Genomic DNA, 19,180 nt, shown 5'->3' with positions numbered 1-19,180 from the left:
CGTACAACGTGTGCAAACGTAAAAGATTGGACGATCCTGAGATGACGGCGCCTTTGCCCGCGACGGGGGAGCAGGCAGCCGCCGCTGCCGGAGTGGGCGGCACCGCCATGGACAGTCCGCGGTCGCCGCTGTTGGCGGGTTTCGCCGGTTCCATGTTCCTGCTGATCGGTTCCCTGGGGGTCGGGTGGCTGGCCCCGGTTTCCGAGCTGCGGCGGATGCCCGTGTTCATCTGGATGCGTGCCGAAGCAGCCGGTGTGGCCCTGTCCATCGTGCTTTTGGCTGTGGGTGCCATGCTGTTGGTGCGTGCCTGGCTGCGCCTCGGGCAGGTGGTCCATGACTGGGGCCAGGAAGCGCGGAAGGCAACCCTTCGGGCCGTGGTTGCGTGGGGGCTGCCCATGATGTTCTGTGTACCGCTGTTCAGCCGGGACGTCTACGCCTATATCGGCCAGGGCCGGCTCATGGTGGAGGGCTTCAACCCCTATGAGAACGGCATCTCTGCGCTGTCCAACTATTTCCAGCTTGGCGCGGACAAGATGTGGACGGAAGCCCCGGTTCCTTACGGCCAGCTGTTCCTGTGGATAGAGCAGTTTGTCGTCTGGTCCACCAACGTCCAGCCGGAGGCCAGCGTGATGCTGTTCCGCCTCGTGGCGCTGGCCGGCGTGGTCCTGTGTGTGATCTACGTACCGAAGCTCGCCGAACTGCACGGGATCAACCCGAACCGGGCGCTCTGGCTTACCGCCGCAAACCCGCTGTTCCTGACCAATTTCATTGCCAGTGTCCACAACGATGCCTTGATGATTGGACTGGCACTGGCCGGCCTTTACTACTCGGCGACCCGCCGGGCAGTCCGCGGCGTGGTCCTGGTGACACTTTCCATCGCGGTCAAACCCATCACCATCGTCTTCCTTCCGTTCATTGGGCTCCTGTGGGCCGGCCGGGAAGCGGGCTGGATGCGCAGGTTCCTGTTTTGGGCCCTGACCGGCAGCCTCAGCCTCGCGCTCCTAAGCCTGATGGCCCTGGTGAATGGCTTTGGATTCGGCTGGATCAACGGGCTTTCGGCGCCGGGAAGTATCTATATCTGGTATGCGCCCGTCGGCCTGATCGGAATGGTGGTCGCTTCGCTGGCGAACTCGTTCGGCCTGGACGGGAAGCTGCTGGCCGACTGGGTTTTCGACGCCGGGAAGCTGCTGGCGGTGGGCATCGTCGCCTGGCAGATCTTCCGCGGCGACTACGACCGGCTGATGCGGCGCCTCACGCTTGCCTTCGCCGCTGTTGTCCTGCTGGCGCCCATGATCCAGGCCTGGTACGTCGTATGGCTCATCCCGCTGTTCGCCGTCACAGGAATCCGCAATGACTGGCAGGTCAAGGCGCTCTACTTCGTGGTGTCCTTCTTCATGATCTACGCCATTTCGGACCAGCTGGAGGTCTTCCCCTACCTCCAGACGGAGGACCTCGGCTTTGCCCTTGCCCTTGCCCGCGTGGCGGCGGCCGTGACCGGACTGCTGTTCGGGCTGTACCTCATCTTCTGGGACCCGAAGACAAAGCACCTGTTCCGCAAAACCGGCGGAACCGTCGTCGAACGTCCCGTTATCTAGCCAGGCTGCACCCCGGGTGCCGGCAGCCGCCGGAGTGCCTCCCTGCGTGACAGCGGGCTCAAGGCGGACGCATGCTGCGCCACGAAGGCGCGAACCCACTCCGGCGACGTTTTCGCGTACTCCCGCAGGGCCCAACCGATTGCCTTGCGGATGAAGAACTCCTTGTCGTCGAGGTTGGCTTCGATGACCCGGGCCAGCAGCACGGGATCCGTGGCAGCTTTCGCCTTCAGCTGGGCCGTGATCGAGGCACGCCGCATCCAGAAGTCGGCGTCGGTGCTCCAACGCAGGAGGACAGCTGTCATTTCCGGGCGGTGGGCCTGCAGCAGGTCACAGATCCGGCCCGAGACGCCGTCGGCGAAGTCCCACCACGCCCCGGTCCGGATCATCTCCTCGTACACCGGAAGCATGCGCAGGTCGCTGCGCACCAGGCGGTTTCCGGTGAGGTCGATGGCCGCATAGCGTTCTTCCCGGAAACCGGCGCCGCGCCAGAGGTCCAGCACGGTGGAGCGGAGGTCCTCGGCCGACGCGAAGGGTGCCGCCGCAACAGCCGCGGCGACGATGCGGCGGACTGCCGGTACCCGCACGCCCAGGGATGGAAGCTGCGACTTCATGTAGGCCTGCGCCCCGGCCGCCCGGACAGGGTCCGCCTGTCTGCGGAGGCGGTCCTTGATGGCGGCAATCAGGCTGCCGTGCACCCTTGCAGGATTGTCCATCCGGCCACTCTATCGGCCGTGGGAGCGCGTTCCCGGGGATGGAACAGGGACCGTCAACCGCGGTCGGCTGCCACGGCCCCGGCGCGCGGTGTTCCTTCCCGGGACGCCCAGCCGGCGCGCACCAGCCAGTCCGCGCACAGGGCAGGCCACTGCCGGACGCCCGGTTCCCCGCCGGCCAGCCCCAGGCCATGGCGGCCGCTCGGAAAGACGTGCAGTTCGGCCGGAACGCCTGCAGCCATCAGGGCCCCTGCGTACCGCAAGCTGTGACTGACCGGGACGGCGGCGTCATCCGCCGTGTGCCACAGGAACGCCGGCGGGGTGGACGCAGTCACCTGGCCGTCGGCGGACAGGGCGGCCAGGAGGTCCGACGACGGCGCGTGGCCGAGCAGGTTGTCCACGGAGCCTTGATGTACTTCGTGCGTCAGGGATACAACCGGATAGCAGAGGACGCTGAGGTCCGGAACGGCTTCGGCCACGTCCAGGCGCGGGTCCCCGGTGGCCGCCGCGGTGGAGAGGGTCGCGGCGAGGTGTCCTCCGGCCGAGAACCCGAGCACCCCCACCCGCGCCGGGTCGATTGCCAGGCCGTGCGCTCCGCCGCGGATCTGCAGCATGGCCTCTTTCGCATCCTCGAGGGGGCCGGGGTGCCGGCTGGGTGCCACGCGGTATCTAAGTACGAAGGCATGAATTCCCAGCCCGGCAAGCCAGTCGGCCACCGGCTCCGATTCGTGCGGGGCCTGCCGGGCATATCCACCGCCGGGAAGCACCAGGACCGCGGGGCGGGGGCCGGCGCCCTGTTCCGTCCCGGCCGGGACGGTGGTGAGGTCGATGGCCGCGTTCATTCCGCCTCGGTGCTTCGGCGCAGGGTGACCTCGCCCGTGATCGGCTCCGGCAGGCCGCCGTCGGGATCGCTGCTGCCTGCACCGGGAGCGGTGGCGCGCGTGGCGAGCCGGCCGATTTCTTCCAGCGGCAGGCGGACGGTGGAAAGGGCGGGGCGGAAGTCCCGCAGCGTCTCGATGTCGTCGAAGCCGGCAATCGTGGCGTCGCGGGGGATGCGCAGGCCCTCGGCGCGCAGGGCTGCTGTTGCGCCAATGGCCATGACATCGTTGACGGCGAAGATGCAGAGTTGCGGACCTGCAGGTTCACCGGACGCGTCCCGGGCGGCTTTGATGCGCGCCGCGATTTTGAGCCCGGCCTCATAGCCGCCGGCCCGGTTGAACGAGGTGCGCAGGATCTCCGCCGGTGCACGGCCCGCGCCTGACAGGCCGTCCTGGAAGCCCCGGATGCGGTCGTCCGACGTAAACAGCCCTTCCGGGCCACCGATGATGGCGAACCCGCCATCCCAGCGTGCCGCCAGCTCGGACGCCAGCGTCCGCGCCAATTCCTGGTTTGGCACGGCCACCACGTGGTAGCCCTCGGGTGCCTGCGCGCCCACGACGGGATGCCCGACAACGGCGACGCGCCCGCCGTTGCGGCAGTACCTGTCGAGTTCGGAGGCAAGTTCGGCGTTGTCCTCCTGGTCCTCTGCGCGGGACGACCGGGACCCGGCGATCACAATCGAGTCGGCGCGGCGGGCGGCGAAGGCGGCCACCGCTTCCTTCTCCTCGGCCGGCGCACCGCCGGTGGTGGCCAGCAGGACCATTTTCCGCTGTTCGCGGGCGGCCTCCTGGACGCCGCGGGCGATCGCTGCGAAGTAGGGATCCGCGATGTCATGCACAATCAGGCCTATCAGGCCGGAACTCGACTTCGCCAGGCCCTGCGCCTGCGCATTGGGGATGTAGCCCAGTGACTCCGCAGCCTGGCGGACCCGCTCGGCGATGTCCTTGCCGGGTTTGCGTGCGGAGCCGTTGAGGACGCGGGACGCCGTGGCGGGGGAGACCCCGGCCAGCCGGGCCACTTCGGTAAGGGTACTTGCAGCCACAGCATCTCCCGGGCGTCGATAGGCCAATAAAGCGGTTACCACATTATGGCAGTTGGCAGCCGACCTCGGAAAGCGCTTGCCAAACTCGCGGAGGGATGTGCATTATTGAAGCAGCGGGAATGCGCTTTCCCAATACCTCGATCCAAACTCACTCATCGTGGAGGACACATGGGCTTCGAAACCAAAACAATCCGTATTGCCATGAACGGCATCACCGGCCGGATGGGCTACCGCCAGCACCTGCTGCGTTCCATCCTCCCGATCCGCGATGCCGGCGGCTTCACCCTTCAAGACGGCAACAGGGTCCAGGTGGAACCGATCCTCGTCGGCCGCAACGAGGGCAAGATCCGCGAACTGGCAGAGAAGCACAAGGTTGCGGAGTGGACCACGGACCTGGACTCGGTCATCAACGACCCCACCGTGGACGTTATCTTCGACGCCTCCATGACCAGCCTCCGCGCCGCAACCCTGAAGAAGGCCATGCTGGCCGGCAAGCACATTTTCACCGAGAAACCCACCGCCGAAACCCTCGAAGAGGCCATTGAACTGGCCCGGATCGGCAGGGAAGCAGGCGTCACCGCGGGCGTCGTGCACGACAAGCTCTACCTCCCCGGCCTGGTCAAGCTGCGCCGCCTCGTGGACGAAGGCTTCTTCGGCCGCATCCTGTCCATCCGCGGCGAGTTCGGCTACTGGGTCTTCGAAGGAGACATCCAGGCCGCCCAGCGCCCCTCCTGGAACTACCGGAAGGAAGACGGCGGGGGAATGACCACGGACATGTTCTGCCACTGGAACTATGTCCTCGAAGGCATCATCGGCAAGGTCAAGAGCGTCAACGCCAAGACCGCCACCCACATCCCCGCCCGCTGGGATGAAGCCGGCAAGGAGTACAAGGCCACCGCCGACGACGCCTCCTACGGCATCTTCGAACTCGAGACGCCGGGCGGCGATGAGGTCATCGGCCAGATCAACTCCTCCTGGGCCGTCCGCGTCTACCGCGACGAACTGGTCGAATTCCAGGTGGACGGCACCCGCGGTTCCGCCGTTGCCGGCCTGAACAAGTGCGTCGCCCAGCAGCGCGCCCACACGCCCAAGCCCGTCTGGAACCCGGACCTGCCCGTCACCGAGTCCTTCCGCGACCAGTGGCAGGAAGTGCCCGCCAACGCCGAACTGGACAACGGCTTCAAGCTGCAGTGGGAGGAATTCCTGCGCGACGTCGTCGCCGGCCGCGAACACCGCTTCGGCCTCCTGTCCGCCGCCCGCGGAGTTCAGCTTGCAGAACTCGGCCTCCAGTCCAACGACGAACGGCGCACCATCGACATCCCGGAGATCACCCTCTAATGACTTCGCTCATCCTTCCCTCTTCCGACGGCGGCACCCGGGAATACCGCCTGCGGGGCGCCACCACCTGGGCCCGCCCCGCCGCGCCGCTGACGGCGCGCCGGGCCTACGCCGCCGCCCACGTCATCCCGGAGGTCCTCGCCGACAACACCCCGGGCGCCCCGGCCCGGCTCGACTGGGACGCCACCATGGCCTACCGCCACGAGCTGTGGTCCTATGGCCTGGGCGTTGCCGATGCCATGGACACCGCCCAGCGCGGCATGGGCCTGGACTGGGCTGCCACCCAGCAGCTCATCAAGCGCACCGGGGTGGAAGCGGCGTCGGTTGTGTCCGCGGGCAACCCTGCGACCGCCGGCAAGTCCGTCCGGGACCTTGTCTCCTGTGGCGCCGGAACTGACCAGCTGGACCTCGACTCCCTGCCAGGAGGCGAAGCCGGCCTGAAGGCCGTTCTTGAGTCCTACCGCGAGCAGATCGCGCTCATCACCGAGGCAGGACCCAAGGTCATCCTGATGGCTTCCCGGGCCTTGGCCAAGGTGGCCAGCGGCCCCGAGGACTACCTGAAGGTCTATTCCACCCTGCTCCAGGAAGTGGACCAGCCCGTGATCCTGCACTGGCTCGGCACCATGTTCGACCCCGCACTCGCCGGCTACTGGGGCTCCGACGACGTCCCTACGGCCACCAGTACGTTCCTGGGCCTCATCAAGGACAATGCCGACAAGGTTGACGGCGTCAAGGTTTCGCTGCTCGATGCCAGCCATGAGGTTGCCCTCCGCGCCGCGCTGCCCCAAGGCGTCCGCCTCTACACCGGCGACGACTTCAACTACCCCCAACTCATCGACGGCGACGGTACCCACCACTCCGACGCCCTGCTGGGCATCTTCGCGGCCATCTACCCGGCCGCCTCGGTAGCCCTGCAGAACTACGACGCCGGAAACGCCGCCAAGGCGCGCGGGATACTGGACTCAACCCGGGAACTGGGCAAGCACATCTTCAGCGCCCCCACGTTCTACTACAAGACCGGCATCGCGTTTATGTCCTGGCTCAACGGCAAGCAGCCCGGCTTCCAGATGGTGGGCGGCCTGCATTCCGGCCGCTCCGTCTGCCACCTCGCCAAGACCTTCGAACTGGCCGACCGGGCGGGGCTGCTCAAGGACCCCGCACTGGCAGCGTTCCGGATGTCCGACTACCTGCGGATCAACGGGGTGGGCGTATGAGCGACTTCTCCAGGCTGTCCATCAACAGCGCCACCACCAAAAAGTGGACGCTTGCGCAGGTTGTCGAGGGCTGCGTCAAAGCCGGAATCCCCTCAATCGGCCCTTGGCGGGACCGTGTCGGGGAAGCCGGCCTGGACAAGGCCGCCCGCCTGATCAAGGATGCGGGACTGCGCGTGTCCTCGCTCTGCCGCGGAGGTTTCCTCACCGCAGCAGACGCCGAGGGCCAGGCCGCAGCGCTGGCGGACAACCGCACAGCAATCCTCGAGGCCGTGGCCCTGGACACTCGGGAACTGTTCCTGGTGGTCGGCGGCCTCGCCCCCGGCGAGAAGGACGTTGTGGCGGCACGGCAGCGGGTGGCAGACCGGCTGGCCGACCTGGTTCCCTTCGCAGAGGAAAACTGTGTCCGCCTGGTGCTGGAACCGCTGCACCCGATGTATGCCGCCGACCGCGCACTCATCTCCACCCTCGGCCAGGCCCTGGACCTCGCAGCCCCGTTCGACGCAGCAACCGTTGGCGTCGCCGTCGACACCTTCCACGTGTGGTGGGATCCGGAGCTGAAGGCGCAGATTGAACGCGCCGGCCGGGAAAGCCGGATCGCCTCCTACCAGGTGTGTGATTTCAACATGCCAATCGCCGCCGACCCGCTGCTGTCCCGTGGATACATGGGCGACGGCGTCGTGGACTTTGCCACCATCGGCGCCTGGGTGCGCGACGCCGGGTACACCGGCGACATCGAAGTGGAAATCTTCAACCAGGAGATCTGGGACACCGACGGCAACACCGTCCTGTCCACAGTGAAGGAGCGCTACGCGGAGCTTGTCCTTCCGTGCACGTGATTGGCGCAGACGGCGTTTGCGCGGAACGTGCGACGACGTCCGTCATAAAAAGGCTCCCCGGTCCGAAGACCGGGGAGCCTTTCTGTCTGTGCCCCAGGAGGGAATCGAACCCCCGACCGGCGGATTAGAAGGCCGCTGCTCTATCCCCTGAGCTACTGAGGCGGTCATGGCGTCCGGATGCTGTCATCCGGCACCTCAAAAAGTCTACATTGCCGGAAGTCAAGGCGCCGTCACTGACCTGCAGCGGAACCCACCAGTCCTCCACAGCGGTCCGGGGAGCCTGTTATGCACATACGCCGATCCTGGCCTCCCCGCCGGCCTGCTGCGGCGCAATGCTTGTTTTGCCTGCAAGGCACCACCATTGAGACAGGACGTGAAGATGAAAGACTTGATCACTATCCGCGGCTTCGTCGCCACGGAGGTAACGAGCACCACCACTGCCCGCGGGACCGCCACGGCATCCTTCCGCGTCGGGGTCACCTCCCGCCGTTTCGACGAGCCAACTAAAGAGTGGGTGGACGCACACACCAACTGGTTCACCGTCAAGGGTTACCGGCAGCTCGCAGGAACCATCGGATGCAGCATCAGGAAGGGCCAGCCCGTCATTGTGGTCGGCAAGCTGAGGCTCAGCTCGTGGGAGAAGGACGGACGCGTCTACCACTCCACCGTTATCGACGCCGACGCCGTCGGCCATGACCTCACCTTCGGATCGGCCAATTTCACACGGACGTCGTCAAGGCCTGCCCTGTCGCTCGTGGAACCGCCCCACACAGCGGACGTTGAACCCCCGGCAGGCATGGACGAACCCCAGGACGGGCCCGAGGATGACGAGGACGGCCAACTTGAGGAGGAAGGCCACCCTGCAGTCATCATCGAGGACAATGACGGCGACCTCGTGTCCCTTGACCTGGAAACGGGGGAACTGGCAGAAGTCTAGGAACCGGCAGCAGGTATCAACGCCCATCAGACCCGGGCGGACGGAACGGCGGCACCCCCGGCCCTGTTCCGCCCGCCCGTCACACGCGGTCAGTCCTTGCGCCTGCGCCGTGGCAGAATGACAACATGCGGCTGACCCCTGACCATAGGCAGAAAACCACGGCCGGGGCCCACGGGGCCGCTCACTCCGCCCGGCTCCGGGACGCATCCCGGTTATCGTCGGCAGCAGTCTCCGCCCTGGTGCTCCTGGCGGGTGTGACGGGCTGCACCGGCGGAACTGCCTCGGAGGTCCGCCCCGGTCCAACAGCGCCAGTTGCGGCATCCCCTGCGGCCACGCAAACGAAAGCAGCCACACCGCTGGCGGATACCGCCAGCCGGGCACCGGCCCCCGCGGCCGACGCTGCGGCGACCGAGACCGTGAAGCAGACCGTCACCGCCGCGCTCGGCGGGCTGGCTGCGGCAGCACCAAAACCTGCTACCGCCCAGGTCACGGACGCGCTGACCGCCGCCGGTATTGCACCCTCTGCGCTCCAGGTCTCCCAAAGCCGTACCCCCACGGGGCTGGAGGCCGACGCCATCGAAGCAGCTGTCCTGCAAGGTAAAGACTGCGTCATTGGACAAGTCCGGGAAGGGACAGTCACCGTGACTGTGCTTCCCGTCCTTGCAAGCGGCAAGTGCTTCGTGGGGTCCTGAATCCGCCGGCAAATATGAGATAAGCCCGCCAACCCACTAGATTTGGAACCATGGCGGAATTTATCTACACAATGACCAAGGCCCGCAAAGCCGTTGGCGAAAAACTCATCCTCGATGACGTAAGCATGTCCTTCTTTCCCGGCGCCAAGATTGGCGTTGTAGGCCCGAACGGTGCCGGTAAGTCCACCATCCTCAAGATCATGGCCGGACTCGACACCCCCTCAAACGGCGAGGCCCGGCTGAGCCCCGGGTACACCGTGGGCATCCTGATGCAGGAGCCCCCGCTGAACGAAGAGAAGACCGTCCTGGGCAACGTCCAGGAAGGTGTGGGCGAGATCTACGGCAAGATCCAGCGCTTCAACGAAATCTCCGAGGAAATGGCCAGCCCCGACGCTGACTACGACACCCTCCTCGAGGAAATGGGCAAGCTCCAGGAAGCCATCGACGCCGCCGACGCATGGGACCTCGACTCCCAGCTGGAGCAGGCGATGGACGCCCTTCGCTGCCCGCCGGCCGACGCGGACGTCACCAACCTTTCCGGTGGTGAACGCCGCCGCGTGGCCCTCTGCAAGCTCCTGCTGCAGAAGCCGGACCTGCTGCTCCTCGACGAGCCCACCAACCACCTGGACGCCGAAAGCGTGCTCTGGCTTGAACAGCACCTCTCCACTTACCCGGGCGCCGTCCTCGCAGTCACCCACGACCGTTACTTCCTGGACCACGTGGCCGAGTGGATCGCGGAAGTCGACCGCGGCCACCTGTACCCCTACGAGGGCAACTACTCCACCTACCTGGAAAAGAAGCGCGCCCGCCTGGAGATCCAGGGCAAGAAGGACGCGAAGCAGGCCAAGCGCCTCGCCGAGGAACTCGAGTGGGTCCGCTCCAACGCCAAGGGCCGGCAGACCAAGTCCAAGGCACGCCTTGCGCGCTACGAGGAAATGGCCGCCGAGGCGGACCGCACCCGCAAGCTTGACTTCGAAGAGATCCAGATCCCGCCGGGACCGCGCCTGGGCGGCCTGGTCCTGGAGGCGAAGAACCTCCAGAAGGGCTTCGAGGACCGTGTCCTCATCGACGGGCTGTCCTTCAGCCTGCCGCGCAACGGCATCGTGGGCGTTATCGGTCCCAACGGCGTGGGCAAGACCACCCTGTTCAAGACCATCGTCGGCCTGGAACCGCTCGACGGCGGCGACCTGAAGATCGGCGACTCTGTCAAGATCTCCTACGCCGACCAGAGCCGCGGCGGCATCGACCCCAACAAGACCCTGTGGGAGGTTGTCTCCGACGGCCTCGACTTCATCCAGGTTGGCAACGTCGAAATGCCTTCCCGTGCCTACGTGGCGGCCTTCGGCTTCAAGGGCCCGGACCAGCAGAAGAAGGCCGGCGTGCTGTCCGGCGGTGAGCGCAACCGCCTGAACCTCGCGCTGACGCTCAAGCAGGGCGGCAACCTGCTGCTCCTCGACGAGCCCACCAACGACCTCGACGTCGAAACCCTCAGCAGCCTGGAAAACGCACTGCTGGAATTCCCCGGCTGCGCCGTGGTCGTTTCGCACGACCGCTGGTTCCTGGACCGCGTCGCCACCCACATCCTTGCCTACGAGGGCGACGACGAGAACCCCTCCAAGTGGTACTGGTTCGAGGGCAACTTCGAATCCTACGAGGAGAACAAGGTGGAACGGCTCGGTCCCGATGCCGCCAAGCCCCACCGCGTCACTCACCGGCGCCTGACCCGCGACTGATCAGCCGGCCCGCGACTGACCTGCGGGCTGCGGCCACAACAATAAACGCATATGGCAGGAGGCCGGAACCCCTCGGGTTCCGGCCTCCTGCCATGCCGGTGGGAGCCCGTCAGTCGCGCACAGCCTTGCGGATCTGGTGCTCCATGACTTTGGACTGGAAGGCGCCCATGACCTTGCTCTTGACGTCGGTGGGGAGCCGGACCATGCCCTCCTGCGCCACTGAGGCCACGTGCTGGCCGGCGCGGTTGAAGATCTTGCCGGTGGCAAGCCCCCTGGCACCCTGGGCGCTGGGAGATTCCTGGACGTAGAGGAGCCACTCGTCCACCCGGGCGGGGCGGTGCCACCACATGGCGTGGTCAAGGCTCGCAACATTCATGCCGGGAGTGATCCAGCTCAGCCCGTGCCTGCGCAGGATTGATTCCAGCAGGGTGTAGTCGCTCGCATACGCCAGGGCGGCCCGGTGCAGGTTGGTGTTGTCCGGCATCGGTCCGAATGTCTTCATCCAGACGGCGTTGCGTGCCTCCCGGGCGCCCTTTGCCGAGACATACAGCGGCGGGTCGATGTGCCGGATGTCGAAGGGCCGCTCGTACGCCCAGTGCCGCGCGACCGGATGGTCGAACTTGCCCAGCAGGTCGGCGGTGCTGGGCAGGGATTCCGGATCCGGGATTCCCTCCGGCATCCGTGACTCGTGCTCAATGCCCTCGTCATCGCCCTGGAAAGAGGCGATCATCGACAGGATGGGCACCCCGTCCTGGTAGGCGTGCACGCGCCGCGCGGAAAAGGACCGGCCGTCGCGGAGCCGCTGGACACCGAAGGTGATGGGCTTGTTGGCGTCGCCCGGCCGCAGGAAATAGCCGTGCATGGAATGGACAAAGCGGTCCGGTTCCACGGTCCGGATGGACGCGACGAGTGACTGTGCCAGCACCTGGCCGCCGAAGACGCGCTGGTGGGGCTGCTGCTGGGAGGGGCCTAGGAAGATGTCCTCGTCAGTGCGTGCTCCCTCCAGCTGGCCGAGGTCGAGAAGTTTGATCAGCGACGAGGTGGGGTCGCCGCCGGGCGGCGCGAGGAGTCCGGTTTCGGCTTCAGTCATGGTCTGACTCTAGACGGCGCCCCGGGACTGCTCAACAAAGCTCCAGCCGGTAGTGTTCTTGGTGTGTCTGATCTCCTCACCTCGTCCTTCCGTTTCGCCGATCCCCGCGATCTCGCCGACCTGAAGACCTACGTCACCCGTGCAAAAGCGATCGACGACGGCGCCATCCGGCTGCAGGCGGCGGGTTCCGTCCTTGCCGCGTACGTCTGCGTCCTGCGGCCCCGGCTCCTCGGCGAAGCGACGCCCACCATCCTTGGCCTGCGCACCATGGCGCTTGCGGCGCCGTCGGAAACGGACGTCACGGTGACGCTGTCTGCCGTGCTGGACCGGCTGGCACGTGCGGCAGAAGACGACGTCGAGCTGCCGGTTCCGCCTGCCACGGTCACCGAGTCGTGGACCGGCGTCGGCGCGCCGCGGGGCGGCTGGGAGCTGCTGGGTTCAGTCAGCGACGCTGCACTGCGGGCGGCGGCGGAAGCGGGCATCGCCGAGGTGGCCGCGATCGTCCCGGAGAAGCCGGGCGCCATGATGGTCAACAACGCCCGGGCTGCCGTGTGGGGAAGGGACCTGGACGAATCCGGGTTGCCCGCAGGTGCGGCGTTCGCGGCCCTGGCCCTGGGCTTCCTTGCCGACGGCGACCAGAAGCTGTACCGCGCCGGGCGGTGGTTCCGGCTGACGGGCAGCCGCGGCCACGTCCTCGCCCGCACCGGAAGCGGGCTCCTGTAACCGCGGCTGGAGAAGCGGGAACTACGCGTCCGAGGGACTGTTGATCATGGACAGCGCTGCGCGTTCCATGTAGTCCCAGAGGGTCCCCTCATACAGCGGCGGCAGGCCGAGGGCATCCACGGCCTTGCGCATGTGGAACAGCCAACGGTCCTTGGCCTCCGGCGTCACCCTGAAAGGCATGTGCCGCATCCGGAGGCGCGGGTGGCCCCGCTCCTCGCCGTACGTGGTGGGTCCGCCCCAGTACTGTTCCAGGAACATCAGGAACCGCCGTTTGGCCGGCTCCAGGTCCTCTTCCGGGTACATCGGCCGCAGCAGCGGGTCCGTGGCGACGCCGTCGTAAAAGACGTCAATGAGCTTCACGAACGTCTCATGGCCGCCCACCGCGTCATAGAAGTTGTCGGTGTAGCCGGGCTGGCTGAACGGGTCGTTCTGCATCAGCTGCTTCGGCCGCTGCGGCTCAATGGGAATGGTCATGGCTACTCTCCGGCCTGCTGGTTGGTCTTCGTCGTTTCCGGACCGTGGGCAGAACCCTGGTCCGTGGTGCCGTCCGGTTCCTCGTGCAGCGGCACATAGTTGCCCTGTGAGCGGTTGCCCACACGCAGGATCTCGCCGTTGCGCAGATACCAGATGGCGCCGTCATCGGAGCGGACACGGGTGATGCGCAGGCCCATGGATTCGACCACGCCCACCACCTCGCTGGTTTCGATCACGTCGCCGATGCCGTACTGGTCCTCAATAGTGATGAAGATGCCGGCCAGGAAGTCACGGATCAGCTGCTGGGCGCCGAAGCCGATGGCCACACCCAGGATGCCCACGCTGGTGAGCAGCGGGGCGATGTTGATGTCCAGGTTCTGCAGCACGTACATGCCGGTGATGACCACCACCAGCACCCCCACAACGCTGTTCAGCAGCGACCCAATGGTCTCCGCCCGCTGCACCCGCCGTTCGTGGTCCAGGGCGCGGAGGGCCGGCGCCACCCACTTGAAGGTGCGCTTCTTGAAGAAGTTGCTGCCTGACGCGACCCGTGCGGTGATGCGCGAGATGACGAAGGTTGCCACCAGCCACACGGCGACTCCAACACCGAGGCTGATGACGATCCCCGTGATGCTGATGCCATCCGGATCGGACGTGGCGGAAGGCAGGACTGACAACATGCTGACCATATGCGGGGGAAACTCCTTGAAGCGTGGCTCTGTTCTCCTTTAACCCTAGCGCCGTAGCGTGGGGCAATGCGCATCCTCGTCCTCGGCGGAACCGCCTTCCTGTCAGCAGAAATCGTCCGCCAGGCGGTGGCCGCCGGGCACCGGACCGCCTGCCTGGCCCGAGGAACCGCGGGCCCGCCGCCGCCCGGGGCTGAGTGGATCAGGGCGGACCGTTCTCTTGGCGCGAACACGTACTCCGGCGTGGCGGGGGAATGGGACGCCGTGATCGAGGTGGCGAGGAACCCCGGTTTCGCCCGGGACGCCCTCAGCAGCCTGGCCGGGCGGGCCGGCCACTGGACCTTCGTTTCCAGCTGCTCGGTGTACGCCGACCATTCAGTTCCCGGCGCGGCAGAGGACGCGGCGCTCCTTCCCCCTCTGCCGGCCGGAACACGGTCAACACCGGAGAACTACGGCGAATCGAAGGTTGCCATCGAGGAGGCCACCCTTGCGGCAACCGCGGGCACCTCCCACCTGTGCCGTGCCGGCCTGATCGCCGGCCCGGGGGACGCGTCGGACCGGTACGGCTATTGGCCCGCCCGGTGCGCCCGGACGACGGCGGTCCGGGACAACCGGCCGGTCCTGGTCCCGGACATCGACTGGACCCCACTCAGGCGATCGACGTCCGCGACCTTGCCGCCTGGATCCTGCTCGCCGCCGGACAAGGAACCACCGGCGCCCTGAACGCCGTGGGGGAGCGGGTCCCCTTCGGCACGTACTTCGCCGCCGCCCGGGCCGCGTCCGGGCACGAGGGCCCCGTCGTGACAGCTGGTGAGGAGTGGCTGGCCGGAAAAGGCGTAGGATACTGGGCCGGCCCGGATTCCCTGCCGCTCTGGCTCCCGCCCGGCAACGATGGATTCATGGCGCGCAGCAATCAGGCGGCCAGGGCCGCAGGACTCACCCTGCGGCCCTGGCAGGAAACACTGGAGGACACGCTCCGCGACGAACGCAGCCGCGGCCTGGACCGGCCCCGCAAAGCGGGCCTCGCACCGGAAACCGAGGAGCGGCTGGTGGACAAGCTGCGCGGTTAGCCCGCCATAATCACCGGCTCATGGTCCACGGGGAAGTTCACGCTGCGTGCAATGAAGCACACCTGGTTTGCTTCCCGGTGCAGCCGGGCAGCCAGCTCCGCCTGTCCGGCGTCGGCGAGCGTGACCCTGGGGCGCAGCGTCACCCGATCGAACTGGCCGCTGCCGTCGCGGTTCAACCGCAGCAAGCCCGACGCCTCGTCACGGTAATCCGTCACCACAACGCCGTGCCTGACGGCCACATGCAGGTAGGACAGCATGTGGCACTGGGCCAGGGCAGCCAGGAGCAGCTGTTCCGGGTTGTAGCGTTCCCGGTCTCCGTGGAACGTGGCATCCGCGGAACCCTTGAGGACGGGCAGCCCGGGGATGACCACGTCATGGTCCCGCGAGTAGCCCCGGTAGGAGGACGTCCCGTCACCCAGGTTGCCGGTCCATTGCACGGCCAGTTGGTAGCGGTGTTCGGAAATACCCATCACACGCCACCCAGCTGGGCGTCCGCGGCCCGCGCGCGCAACGCCCGCGCAACGCCGTCGCGGTTTTCCAGCATCATGCGCCGCAGCGCCGCGCTCTGCGGCGGAAGCGACGCGAGGAACCCGTCCGTACGGTCGACGGTGGCCTGCGTCGTCAGCAGCGCCGGGTAGAGGCCGACGACGATCTGCTGGGCCAGTGCGTGCGTCCGGTTTTCAACTATTCCCGGCACAGCCTCGAAATACTTCTCCGCGTACGGTTCCAGGAGCGAGCGGTCCCAGACCCGCATGAAACCGGTGACCGCGGACCCCTGCAGGGCATTGGAGAGCTCGCCCTTGACCACAATCGACTCCCAGGCCGCAGCCTTGGCTTCCGGCGTGGGGATGGCCGCCTTGGCCAGGGCAGCGGCGTTCTGGCCACTGGAGGTGTTGTCCCGCTGCAGTTCGGCGTCAATCCCGTCCTGTCCCATCCTGCCGCCGGCCACCAGGGACGCCACCAGTTCCCAGCGCAGGTCCTGGTCCACCGCCAGCCCGTCCAGCGCCACGGAACCATCCAGCAGCCCGGCCACGTTGTCCAGCTGTTCACCGCTGCCGGCGAGCAGGGCGAAGGATTTCACGAACTGCAGCTGCGCGTCGGAACCGCCGGGAACTTCGGACGCCAGCTCCCAAAGACGGTCCGCGGCTGCCGCGGTGGTGGCCGGGCGGTGTTCCTCCGCGACGTAGAAGTTCAACGTGGTCGCCAGCTGGCGGAGCTGCACCAGGATCACTGAGGAGTCCGATTCGGCCGCCACGTTGGCCAGGACCAGTTCCACGTACTTCCGTGCCGGCGTCTCCCCGTCCCGCGCAGCCTCCCACGCGGAATTCCACACCAGCGTGCGGGGCAGGCTCTCGGCGAAGTCCTTCAGGTGCGCGGTGGCAGTCGCGAGCGACTTCGGATCCAGCCGCACCTTTGCATAGGCGAGGTCGTCATCGTTGATGAGGATCAGGTCGGGCCGGGCCAGGCCCGCCAGGCCGGGCACGTGGGTGCGTTCGCCGTCGACGTCCAGTTCCTCGCGGTGCACCCGCTCAAGCTTCCCGGCACCGTTCAGGTTGTAGAAGCCCACCGCGAGCCGGTGCGGACGGATGGTGGGCCATTCCTCCACCGCCGTCTGGAGGATGGTGAAGGACGTCAGGGTGCCGTCGGCAGCCATGTCCAGTTCCGGCGCCAGGGTGTTCACTCCCGCGGTCTCCAGCCACTGCCGTCCCCAGTCGTCGAGGTCGCGGCCGCTTGCCTTCTCCAGCTCCACCATGAGGTCGCGGAGTTCGGTGTTTTGCCAGGAGTGCTTGGCGAAGTACTCGCGCACGCCCGCCATGAACTGGTCGGGCCCCACCCAGGCCACCAGCTGCCGCAGCACCGAGGCGCCCTTGGCGTAGGTGATGCCGTCGAAGTTCACCTCAACGTCCTGAAGGTCGTTGATCTCGGCAAAGATCGGGTGGGTGGTCGGCAGCTGGTCCTGGCGGTATGCCCAGGATTTCTCGACCGAGGCGAACGTGGTCCAGGCACTCGTGAAGGAGGTGGCGTCCACGGCGGCCAGGTGCGACATGTACTCCGCGAACGACTCGTTGAGCCAAAGGTCGTTCCACCACCGCATCGTCACCAGGTCGCCGAACCACATGTGCGCCAGTTCGTGCAGCACCGTGATGGCGCGGCGCTCGACCTGGGCCCCGGTGACCTTGCCGCGGAAGACATACCCTTCAAGGATGGTCACCGCGCCGGCGTTCTCCATGGCCCCGGCGTTGAACTCCGGCACGAACAGCTGGTCGTACTTTTCGAAGGGGTACGGGCAGCCGAACTGCTCCTCGAAAAAGGCGAAGCCTTGCCGCGTCAGCTCGAAGATGTTCTCGGCGTCCAGGTACTGCATCAGCGATTTCCGGGCAAAGACAGCCAGCGGAATGACGCGCCCGTCGGAGCTCTTAACGTCGCTGCGGACCGACTGGTACGGCCCGGCGATCAGTGCTGTCACATAGGAGGAAAGCCGTGGCGTCGGCGCAAACCTCCACACCGAGCGGGCGCCGCCGTCTTCACCCGGTGTCTCCGGGACAGGCTCGGGCGTGGGGGAGTTGGAGACGACGTCCCAGTGCGACGGCGCCGTGACGGTCAGCGCGAACGTCGCCTTCAGGTCCGGCTGCTCGAACACGGCGAACATCCTGCGTGAGTCCGGGACTTCGAACTGTGTGTACAGGTAGACCTCGTTGTCCACCGGGTCCACGAAGCGGTGGAGGCCCTCGCCGGTATTCATGTACGGGGCATCGGCCACCACGGTGAGTTCGTTGTGCTCCGCCAGGTCCGGCAGTTGGATCCGTACCCCGTCTGCGACGGCAGCCGGATCCAGGCTGCGGCCGTTGAGCGTGACATTGTGCACGGTGCGGGTGACCGCGTCGATAAACGTGGAAGATCCGGGCCTGGCACTGAACTTCACGGTGGTTGTGCTGCCGAAAACGTCAGCGCCCCGGGTCAGGTCGACGTGGATGTCGTAGGACTCGACGGTGATGAGTTCGGCGCGTTCCCGGGCTTCGGCGCGGGTCAGGTTCATGCCTGGCAAGTGGACCTCCAGAGAAGTAGCGGCTGCCGGCTGGTGGTACCCACTCCGGCACAGATCATTCTTGCACTGCCGGCCGCCCCCGCGTTGCCCCGGTCACATCGGCGCGGCTGAACGCCCGGGCGCAGGGGCCCCCGGGCCGGAGTAGCGTTAACTTATGGGAAAGTTCCTGGATTCGGTGGATGGCAAGGCACTGCGGTTTGCCATCGGATTTCCGGTTGTTCTGGCCGGCGCCTTCGTCCTGTGCGCGTCACTGCTTCGGCGGGACCTGCCCGAGCCGCTCGCCATCCGCTGGACGGACGACGGCGGTGCGGACTTCGCCCCGTTCGGCGCCTACGTCGGGACCGGGGCGCTGATGATCGTGCTGTTCGGCTGGCTGGTCCTCTGCCAGGCCGTGCCGCTGGGCAGGCCCGTGGTGATGCGGCGGATCATGATGGGTGCCGGGCTCTTCCTCAGCCTCTTCATCACCAGCGCCCTCGCCGCCGGCCTGGTGGGGCAGGCCGGCCTCGCGGACGCCCGCGAATCCCATGTGGACCTCACCGTCCTTGCCCTGGGCAGCGGCGCTGCCGTGTCGCTGGGCGTCATCATGGGCTTCGTCTACAAGGCGGACCGGCAATGGTCGCAGGACGACGACCGTGCCCTGCAGGCGGCCATCGCCCGGGAACTGGACCCGGACCTGACCCGGGACAGCATCCGGCTCTGGGTCCACGCCAGGAGCTCGGTCTTCGTCATGATCGGGATCGCCTCGCTCTTCCCCGCCGCGCTGATCGCCATCGCCGTGCCGTGGCTGGGTGTCCTGCTGGTGGCCGTGGCCCTGTTTGGTGCAGCCTTCCTCTGCGCCCGGGTCAAGGCGGACCGCGCCGGCCTCAAGGTCCTGCTCGCCGGGGTCGTTCCGGTGATGGACATCCCCGCGGGGTCGATCTCGGCCGCCAGCGCCGCTGAGGTGCGCGCCGCCGACTACGGCGGCTGGGGCTACCGCAACCACGGTGAAACCGCAGCAATGCTCGTGGGCAGCGGCCCCGCCGTCGTCGTCAGCAAAACCGACGGCCGGCGCCTCGCCGTCAGCGGCGGCAGCCAGGCCTCGGCGGCGCGGCTCGCCGAGGTGCTCACCCGTGTGG

The 19,180-nt window shown here is 67.1% G+C and carries 17 protein-coding genes, 1 tRNA gene and 1 pseudogene; 10 read left to right on the top strand and 9 right to left on the bottom strand.

Features of this window, described 5'->3' with window-relative positions:
* The first annotated feature begins 41 nt into the window (after positions 1–41).
* On the top strand, positions 42–1,595 hold the full coding sequence (gene mptB / locus ACYQ1Z_RS01070; RefSeq protein WP_459790495.1) for a polyprenol phosphomannose-dependent alpha 1,6 mannosyltransferase MptB: 1,554 nt from the start codon (positions 42–44) through the stop codon (positions 1,593–1,595).
* On the opposite strand, the gene ACYQ1Z_RS01065 is transcribed toward mptB, so the two are convergent.
* Genes ACYQ1Z_RS01065 through ACYQ1Z_RS01055 form a run of 3 tightly spaced genes read right to left on the bottom strand, consistent with a single transcriptional unit; the run spans position 1,592 to position 4,226 of the window.
* Positions 1,592–2,308, bottom strand: coding sequence for a DNA alkylation repair protein (locus ACYQ1Z_RS01065; protein WP_459790494.1), 717 nt, complete (start codon positions 2,306–2,308; stop codon positions 1,592–1,594). The two genes, mptB and ACYQ1Z_RS01065, sit on opposite strands and share 4 nt — an antisense overlap.
* 53 nt (positions 2,309–2,361) lie before the next feature.
* The gene (locus ACYQ1Z_RS01060; RefSeq protein ID WP_459790492.1) at positions 2,362–3,147 is read right to left on the bottom strand and encodes an alpha/beta hydrolase; all 786 of its coding nucleotides are present in this window, start codon (positions 3,145–3,147) and stop codon (positions 2,362–2,364) included.
* The gene (locus ACYQ1Z_RS01055; protein ID WP_459790491.1) at positions 3,144–4,226 is read right to left on the bottom strand and encodes a LacI family DNA-binding transcriptional regulator; all 1,083 of its coding nucleotides are present in this window, start codon (positions 4,224–4,226) and stop codon (positions 3,144–3,146) included. Before ACYQ1Z_RS01055 ends, ACYQ1Z_RS01060 begins: the two co-directional genes overlap by 4 nt.
* Before the next feature lie 168 nt (positions 4,227–4,394).
* On the opposite strand from ACYQ1Z_RS01055, the gene ACYQ1Z_RS01050 reads away from it, so the two are divergent.
* Genes ACYQ1Z_RS01050 through ACYQ1Z_RS01040 form a run of 3 tightly spaced genes read left to right on the top strand, consistent with a single transcriptional unit; the run spans position 4,395 to position 7,614 of the window.
* On the top strand, positions 4,395–5,564 hold the full coding sequence (locus tag ACYQ1Z_RS01050; protein WP_459790490.1) for a Gfo/Idh/MocA family protein: 1,170 nt from the start codon (positions 4,395–4,397) through the stop codon (positions 5,562–5,564).
* Positions 5,564–6,778 (top strand): dihydrodipicolinate synthase family protein, encoded by a 1,215-nt coding sequence (locus tag ACYQ1Z_RS01045; protein ID WP_459790488.1) that lies wholly within the window; start codon positions 5,564–5,566, stop codon positions 6,776–6,778. The genes ACYQ1Z_RS01050 and ACYQ1Z_RS01045 overlap by 1 nt, the downstream gene beginning before the upstream one ends.
* A complete protein-coding gene (locus tag ACYQ1Z_RS01040) occupies positions 6,775–7,614 on the top strand; it encodes a sugar phosphate isomerase/epimerase family protein (protein WP_459790487.1) in 840 nt (279 codons plus the stop codon). Before ACYQ1Z_RS01045 ends, ACYQ1Z_RS01040 begins: the two co-directional genes overlap by 4 nt.
* Positions 7,615–7,703: 89 nt before the next feature.
* Here ACYQ1Z_RS01040 and ACYQ1Z_RS01035 read toward each other — a convergent pair.
* A tRNA-Arg gene (locus ACYQ1Z_RS01035) sits at positions 7,704–7,776 on the bottom strand.
* 217 nt (positions 7,777–7,993) lie between these two features.
* On the opposite strand from ACYQ1Z_RS01035, the gene ACYQ1Z_RS01030 reads away from it, so the two are divergent.
* The 3 genes from ACYQ1Z_RS01030 to ettA all read left to right on the top strand — a co-directional run bounded on the left by ACYQ1Z_RS01030 (position 7,994) and on the right by ettA (position 10,976).
* Positions 7,994–8,551: a single-stranded DNA-binding protein gene (locus tag ACYQ1Z_RS01030; RefSeq protein ID WP_459790486.1), complete on the top strand. Its 558-nt coding sequence runs from the start codon at positions 7,994–7,996 to the stop codon at positions 8,549–8,551.
* A gap of 125 nt (positions 8,552–8,676) precedes the next feature.
* A complete protein-coding gene (locus ACYQ1Z_RS01025; RefSeq protein WP_459790485.1) occupies positions 8,677–9,243 on the top strand; it encodes a DUF6993 domain-containing protein in 567 nt (188 codons plus the stop codon).
* 50 nt (positions 9,244–9,293) lie between these two features.
* On the top strand, positions 9,294–10,976 hold the full coding sequence (gene ettA, locus ACYQ1Z_RS01020; protein ID WP_459790484.1) for an energy-dependent translational throttle protein EttA: 1,683 nt from the start codon (positions 9,294–9,296) through the stop codon (positions 10,974–10,976).
* 109 nt (positions 10,977–11,085) lie between these two features.
* On the opposite strand, the gene ACYQ1Z_RS01015 is transcribed toward ettA, so the two are convergent.
* The gene (locus ACYQ1Z_RS01015; RefSeq protein ID WP_459790483.1) at positions 11,086–12,066 is read right to left on the bottom strand and encodes an acyl-CoA thioesterase; all 981 of its coding nucleotides are present in this window, start codon (positions 12,064–12,066) and stop codon (positions 11,086–11,088) included.
* 63 nt (positions 12,067–12,129) lie between these two features.
* Between ACYQ1Z_RS01015 and ACYQ1Z_RS01010 the strand changes: the two genes are divergently transcribed.
* Complete coding sequence (locus ACYQ1Z_RS01010) at positions 12,130–12,789, top strand: hypothetical protein (RefSeq protein ID WP_459790482.1); 660 nt, start codon at positions 12,130–12,132, stop codon at positions 12,787–12,789.
* A 21-nt stretch (positions 12,790–12,810) separates the two neighbouring features.
* Here the strand turns inward: ACYQ1Z_RS01010 and ACYQ1Z_RS01005 are convergent, their stop codons facing one another.
* On the bottom strand, positions 12,811–13,263 hold the full coding sequence (locus ACYQ1Z_RS01005; protein ID WP_459790480.1) for a globin: 453 nt from the start codon (positions 13,261–13,263) through the stop codon (positions 12,811–12,813).
* Between the two features lie 2 nt (positions 13,264–13,265).
* The gene (locus ACYQ1Z_RS01000; protein WP_459790479.1) at positions 13,266–13,952 is read right to left on the bottom strand and encodes a mechanosensitive ion channel family protein; all 687 of its coding nucleotides are present in this window, start codon (positions 13,950–13,952) and stop codon (positions 13,266–13,268) included.
* A gap of 66 nt (positions 13,953–14,018) precedes the next feature.
* Here ACYQ1Z_RS01000 and ACYQ1Z_RS00995 point away from each other — a divergent pair.
* Positions 14,019–15,019, top strand: a pseudogene (locus ACYQ1Z_RS00995) (Rossmann-fold NAD(P)-binding domain-containing protein).
* Here ACYQ1Z_RS00995 and ACYQ1Z_RS00990 read toward each other — a convergent pair.
* Positions 15,016–15,489: an OsmC family protein gene (locus ACYQ1Z_RS00990; RefSeq protein ID WP_459790477.1), complete on the bottom strand. Its 474-nt coding sequence runs from the start codon at positions 15,487–15,489 to the stop codon at positions 15,016–15,018. The pseudogene ACYQ1Z_RS00995 and the gene ACYQ1Z_RS00990 overlap by 4 nt on opposite strands.
* Complete coding sequence (gene pepN, locus ACYQ1Z_RS00985) at positions 15,489–18,056, bottom strand: aminopeptidase N (protein ID WP_459790521.1); 2,568 nt, start codon at positions 18,054–18,056, stop codon at positions 15,489–15,491. The genes ACYQ1Z_RS00990 and pepN overlap by 1 nt, the downstream gene beginning before the upstream one ends.
* 163 nt (positions 18,057–18,219) lie before the next feature.
* Here pepN and ACYQ1Z_RS00980 point away from each other — a divergent pair.
* A partial coding sequence (locus ACYQ1Z_RS00980) for a hypothetical protein (RefSeq protein WP_459790476.1) occupies positions 18,220–19,180 on the top strand: 961 nt, incomplete at its 3' end.

It is taken from the genome of Arthrobacter sp. AD-310 (genome assembly GCF_054656615.1).
This window is presented reverse-complemented; position numbering and strand designations above follow the sequence as displayed.

Bases quoted from the DNA above. Each gene is read 5' to 3' on its own strand.
- mptB (WP_459790495.1), top strand. From the start codon at position 42: ATGACGGCGCCTTTGCCCGCGACGGGGGAGCAGGCAGCCGCCGCTGCC.
- ACYQ1Z_RS01065 (WP_459790494.1), bottom strand. From the start codon at position 2,308: ATGGACAATCCTGCAAGGGTGCACGGCAGCCTGATTGCCGCCATCAAG.
- ACYQ1Z_RS01060 (WP_459790492.1), bottom strand. From the start codon at position 3,147: ATGAACGCGGCCATCGACCTCACCACCGTCCCGGCCGGGACGGAACAG.
- ACYQ1Z_RS01050 (WP_459790490.1), top strand. From the start codon at position 4,395: ATGGGCTTCGAAACCAAAACAATCCGTATTGCCATGAACGGCATCACC.
- ACYQ1Z_RS01045 (WP_459790488.1), top strand. From the start codon at position 5,564: ATGACTTCGCTCATCCTTCCCTCTTCCGACGGCGGCACCCGGGAATAC.
- ACYQ1Z_RS01040 (WP_459790487.1), top strand. From the start codon at position 6,775: ATGAGCGACTTCTCCAGGCTGTCCATCAACAGCGCCACCACCAAAAAG.
- ACYQ1Z_RS01030 (WP_459790486.1), top strand. From the start codon at position 7,994: ATGAAAGACTTGATCACTATCCGCGGCTTCGTCGCCACGGAGGTAACG.
- ACYQ1Z_RS01025 (WP_459790485.1), top strand. From the start codon at position 8,677: ATGCGGCTGACCCCTGACCATAGGCAGAAAACCACGGCCGGGGCCCAC.
- ettA (WP_459790484.1), top strand. From the start codon at position 9,294: ATGGCGGAATTTATCTACACAATGACCAAGGCCCGCAAAGCCGTTGGC.
- ACYQ1Z_RS01015 (WP_459790483.1), bottom strand. From the start codon at position 12,066: ATGACTGAAGCCGAAACCGGACTCCTCGCGCCGCCCGGCGGCGACCCC.
- ACYQ1Z_RS01005 (WP_459790480.1), bottom strand. From the start codon at position 13,263: ATGACCATTCCCATTGAGCCGCAGCGGCCGAAGCAGCTGATGCAGAAC.
- ACYQ1Z_RS01000 (WP_459790479.1), bottom strand. From the start codon at position 13,952: ATGGTCAGCATGTTGTCAGTCCTGCCTTCCGCCACGTCCGATCCGGAT.
- ACYQ1Z_RS00990 (WP_459790477.1), bottom strand. From the start codon at position 15,489: ATGGGTATTTCCGAACACCGCTACCAACTGGCCGTGCAATGGACCGGC.
- pepN (WP_459790521.1), bottom strand. From the start codon at position 18,056: ATGAACCTGACCCGCGCCGAAGCCCGGGAACGCGCCGAACTCATCACC.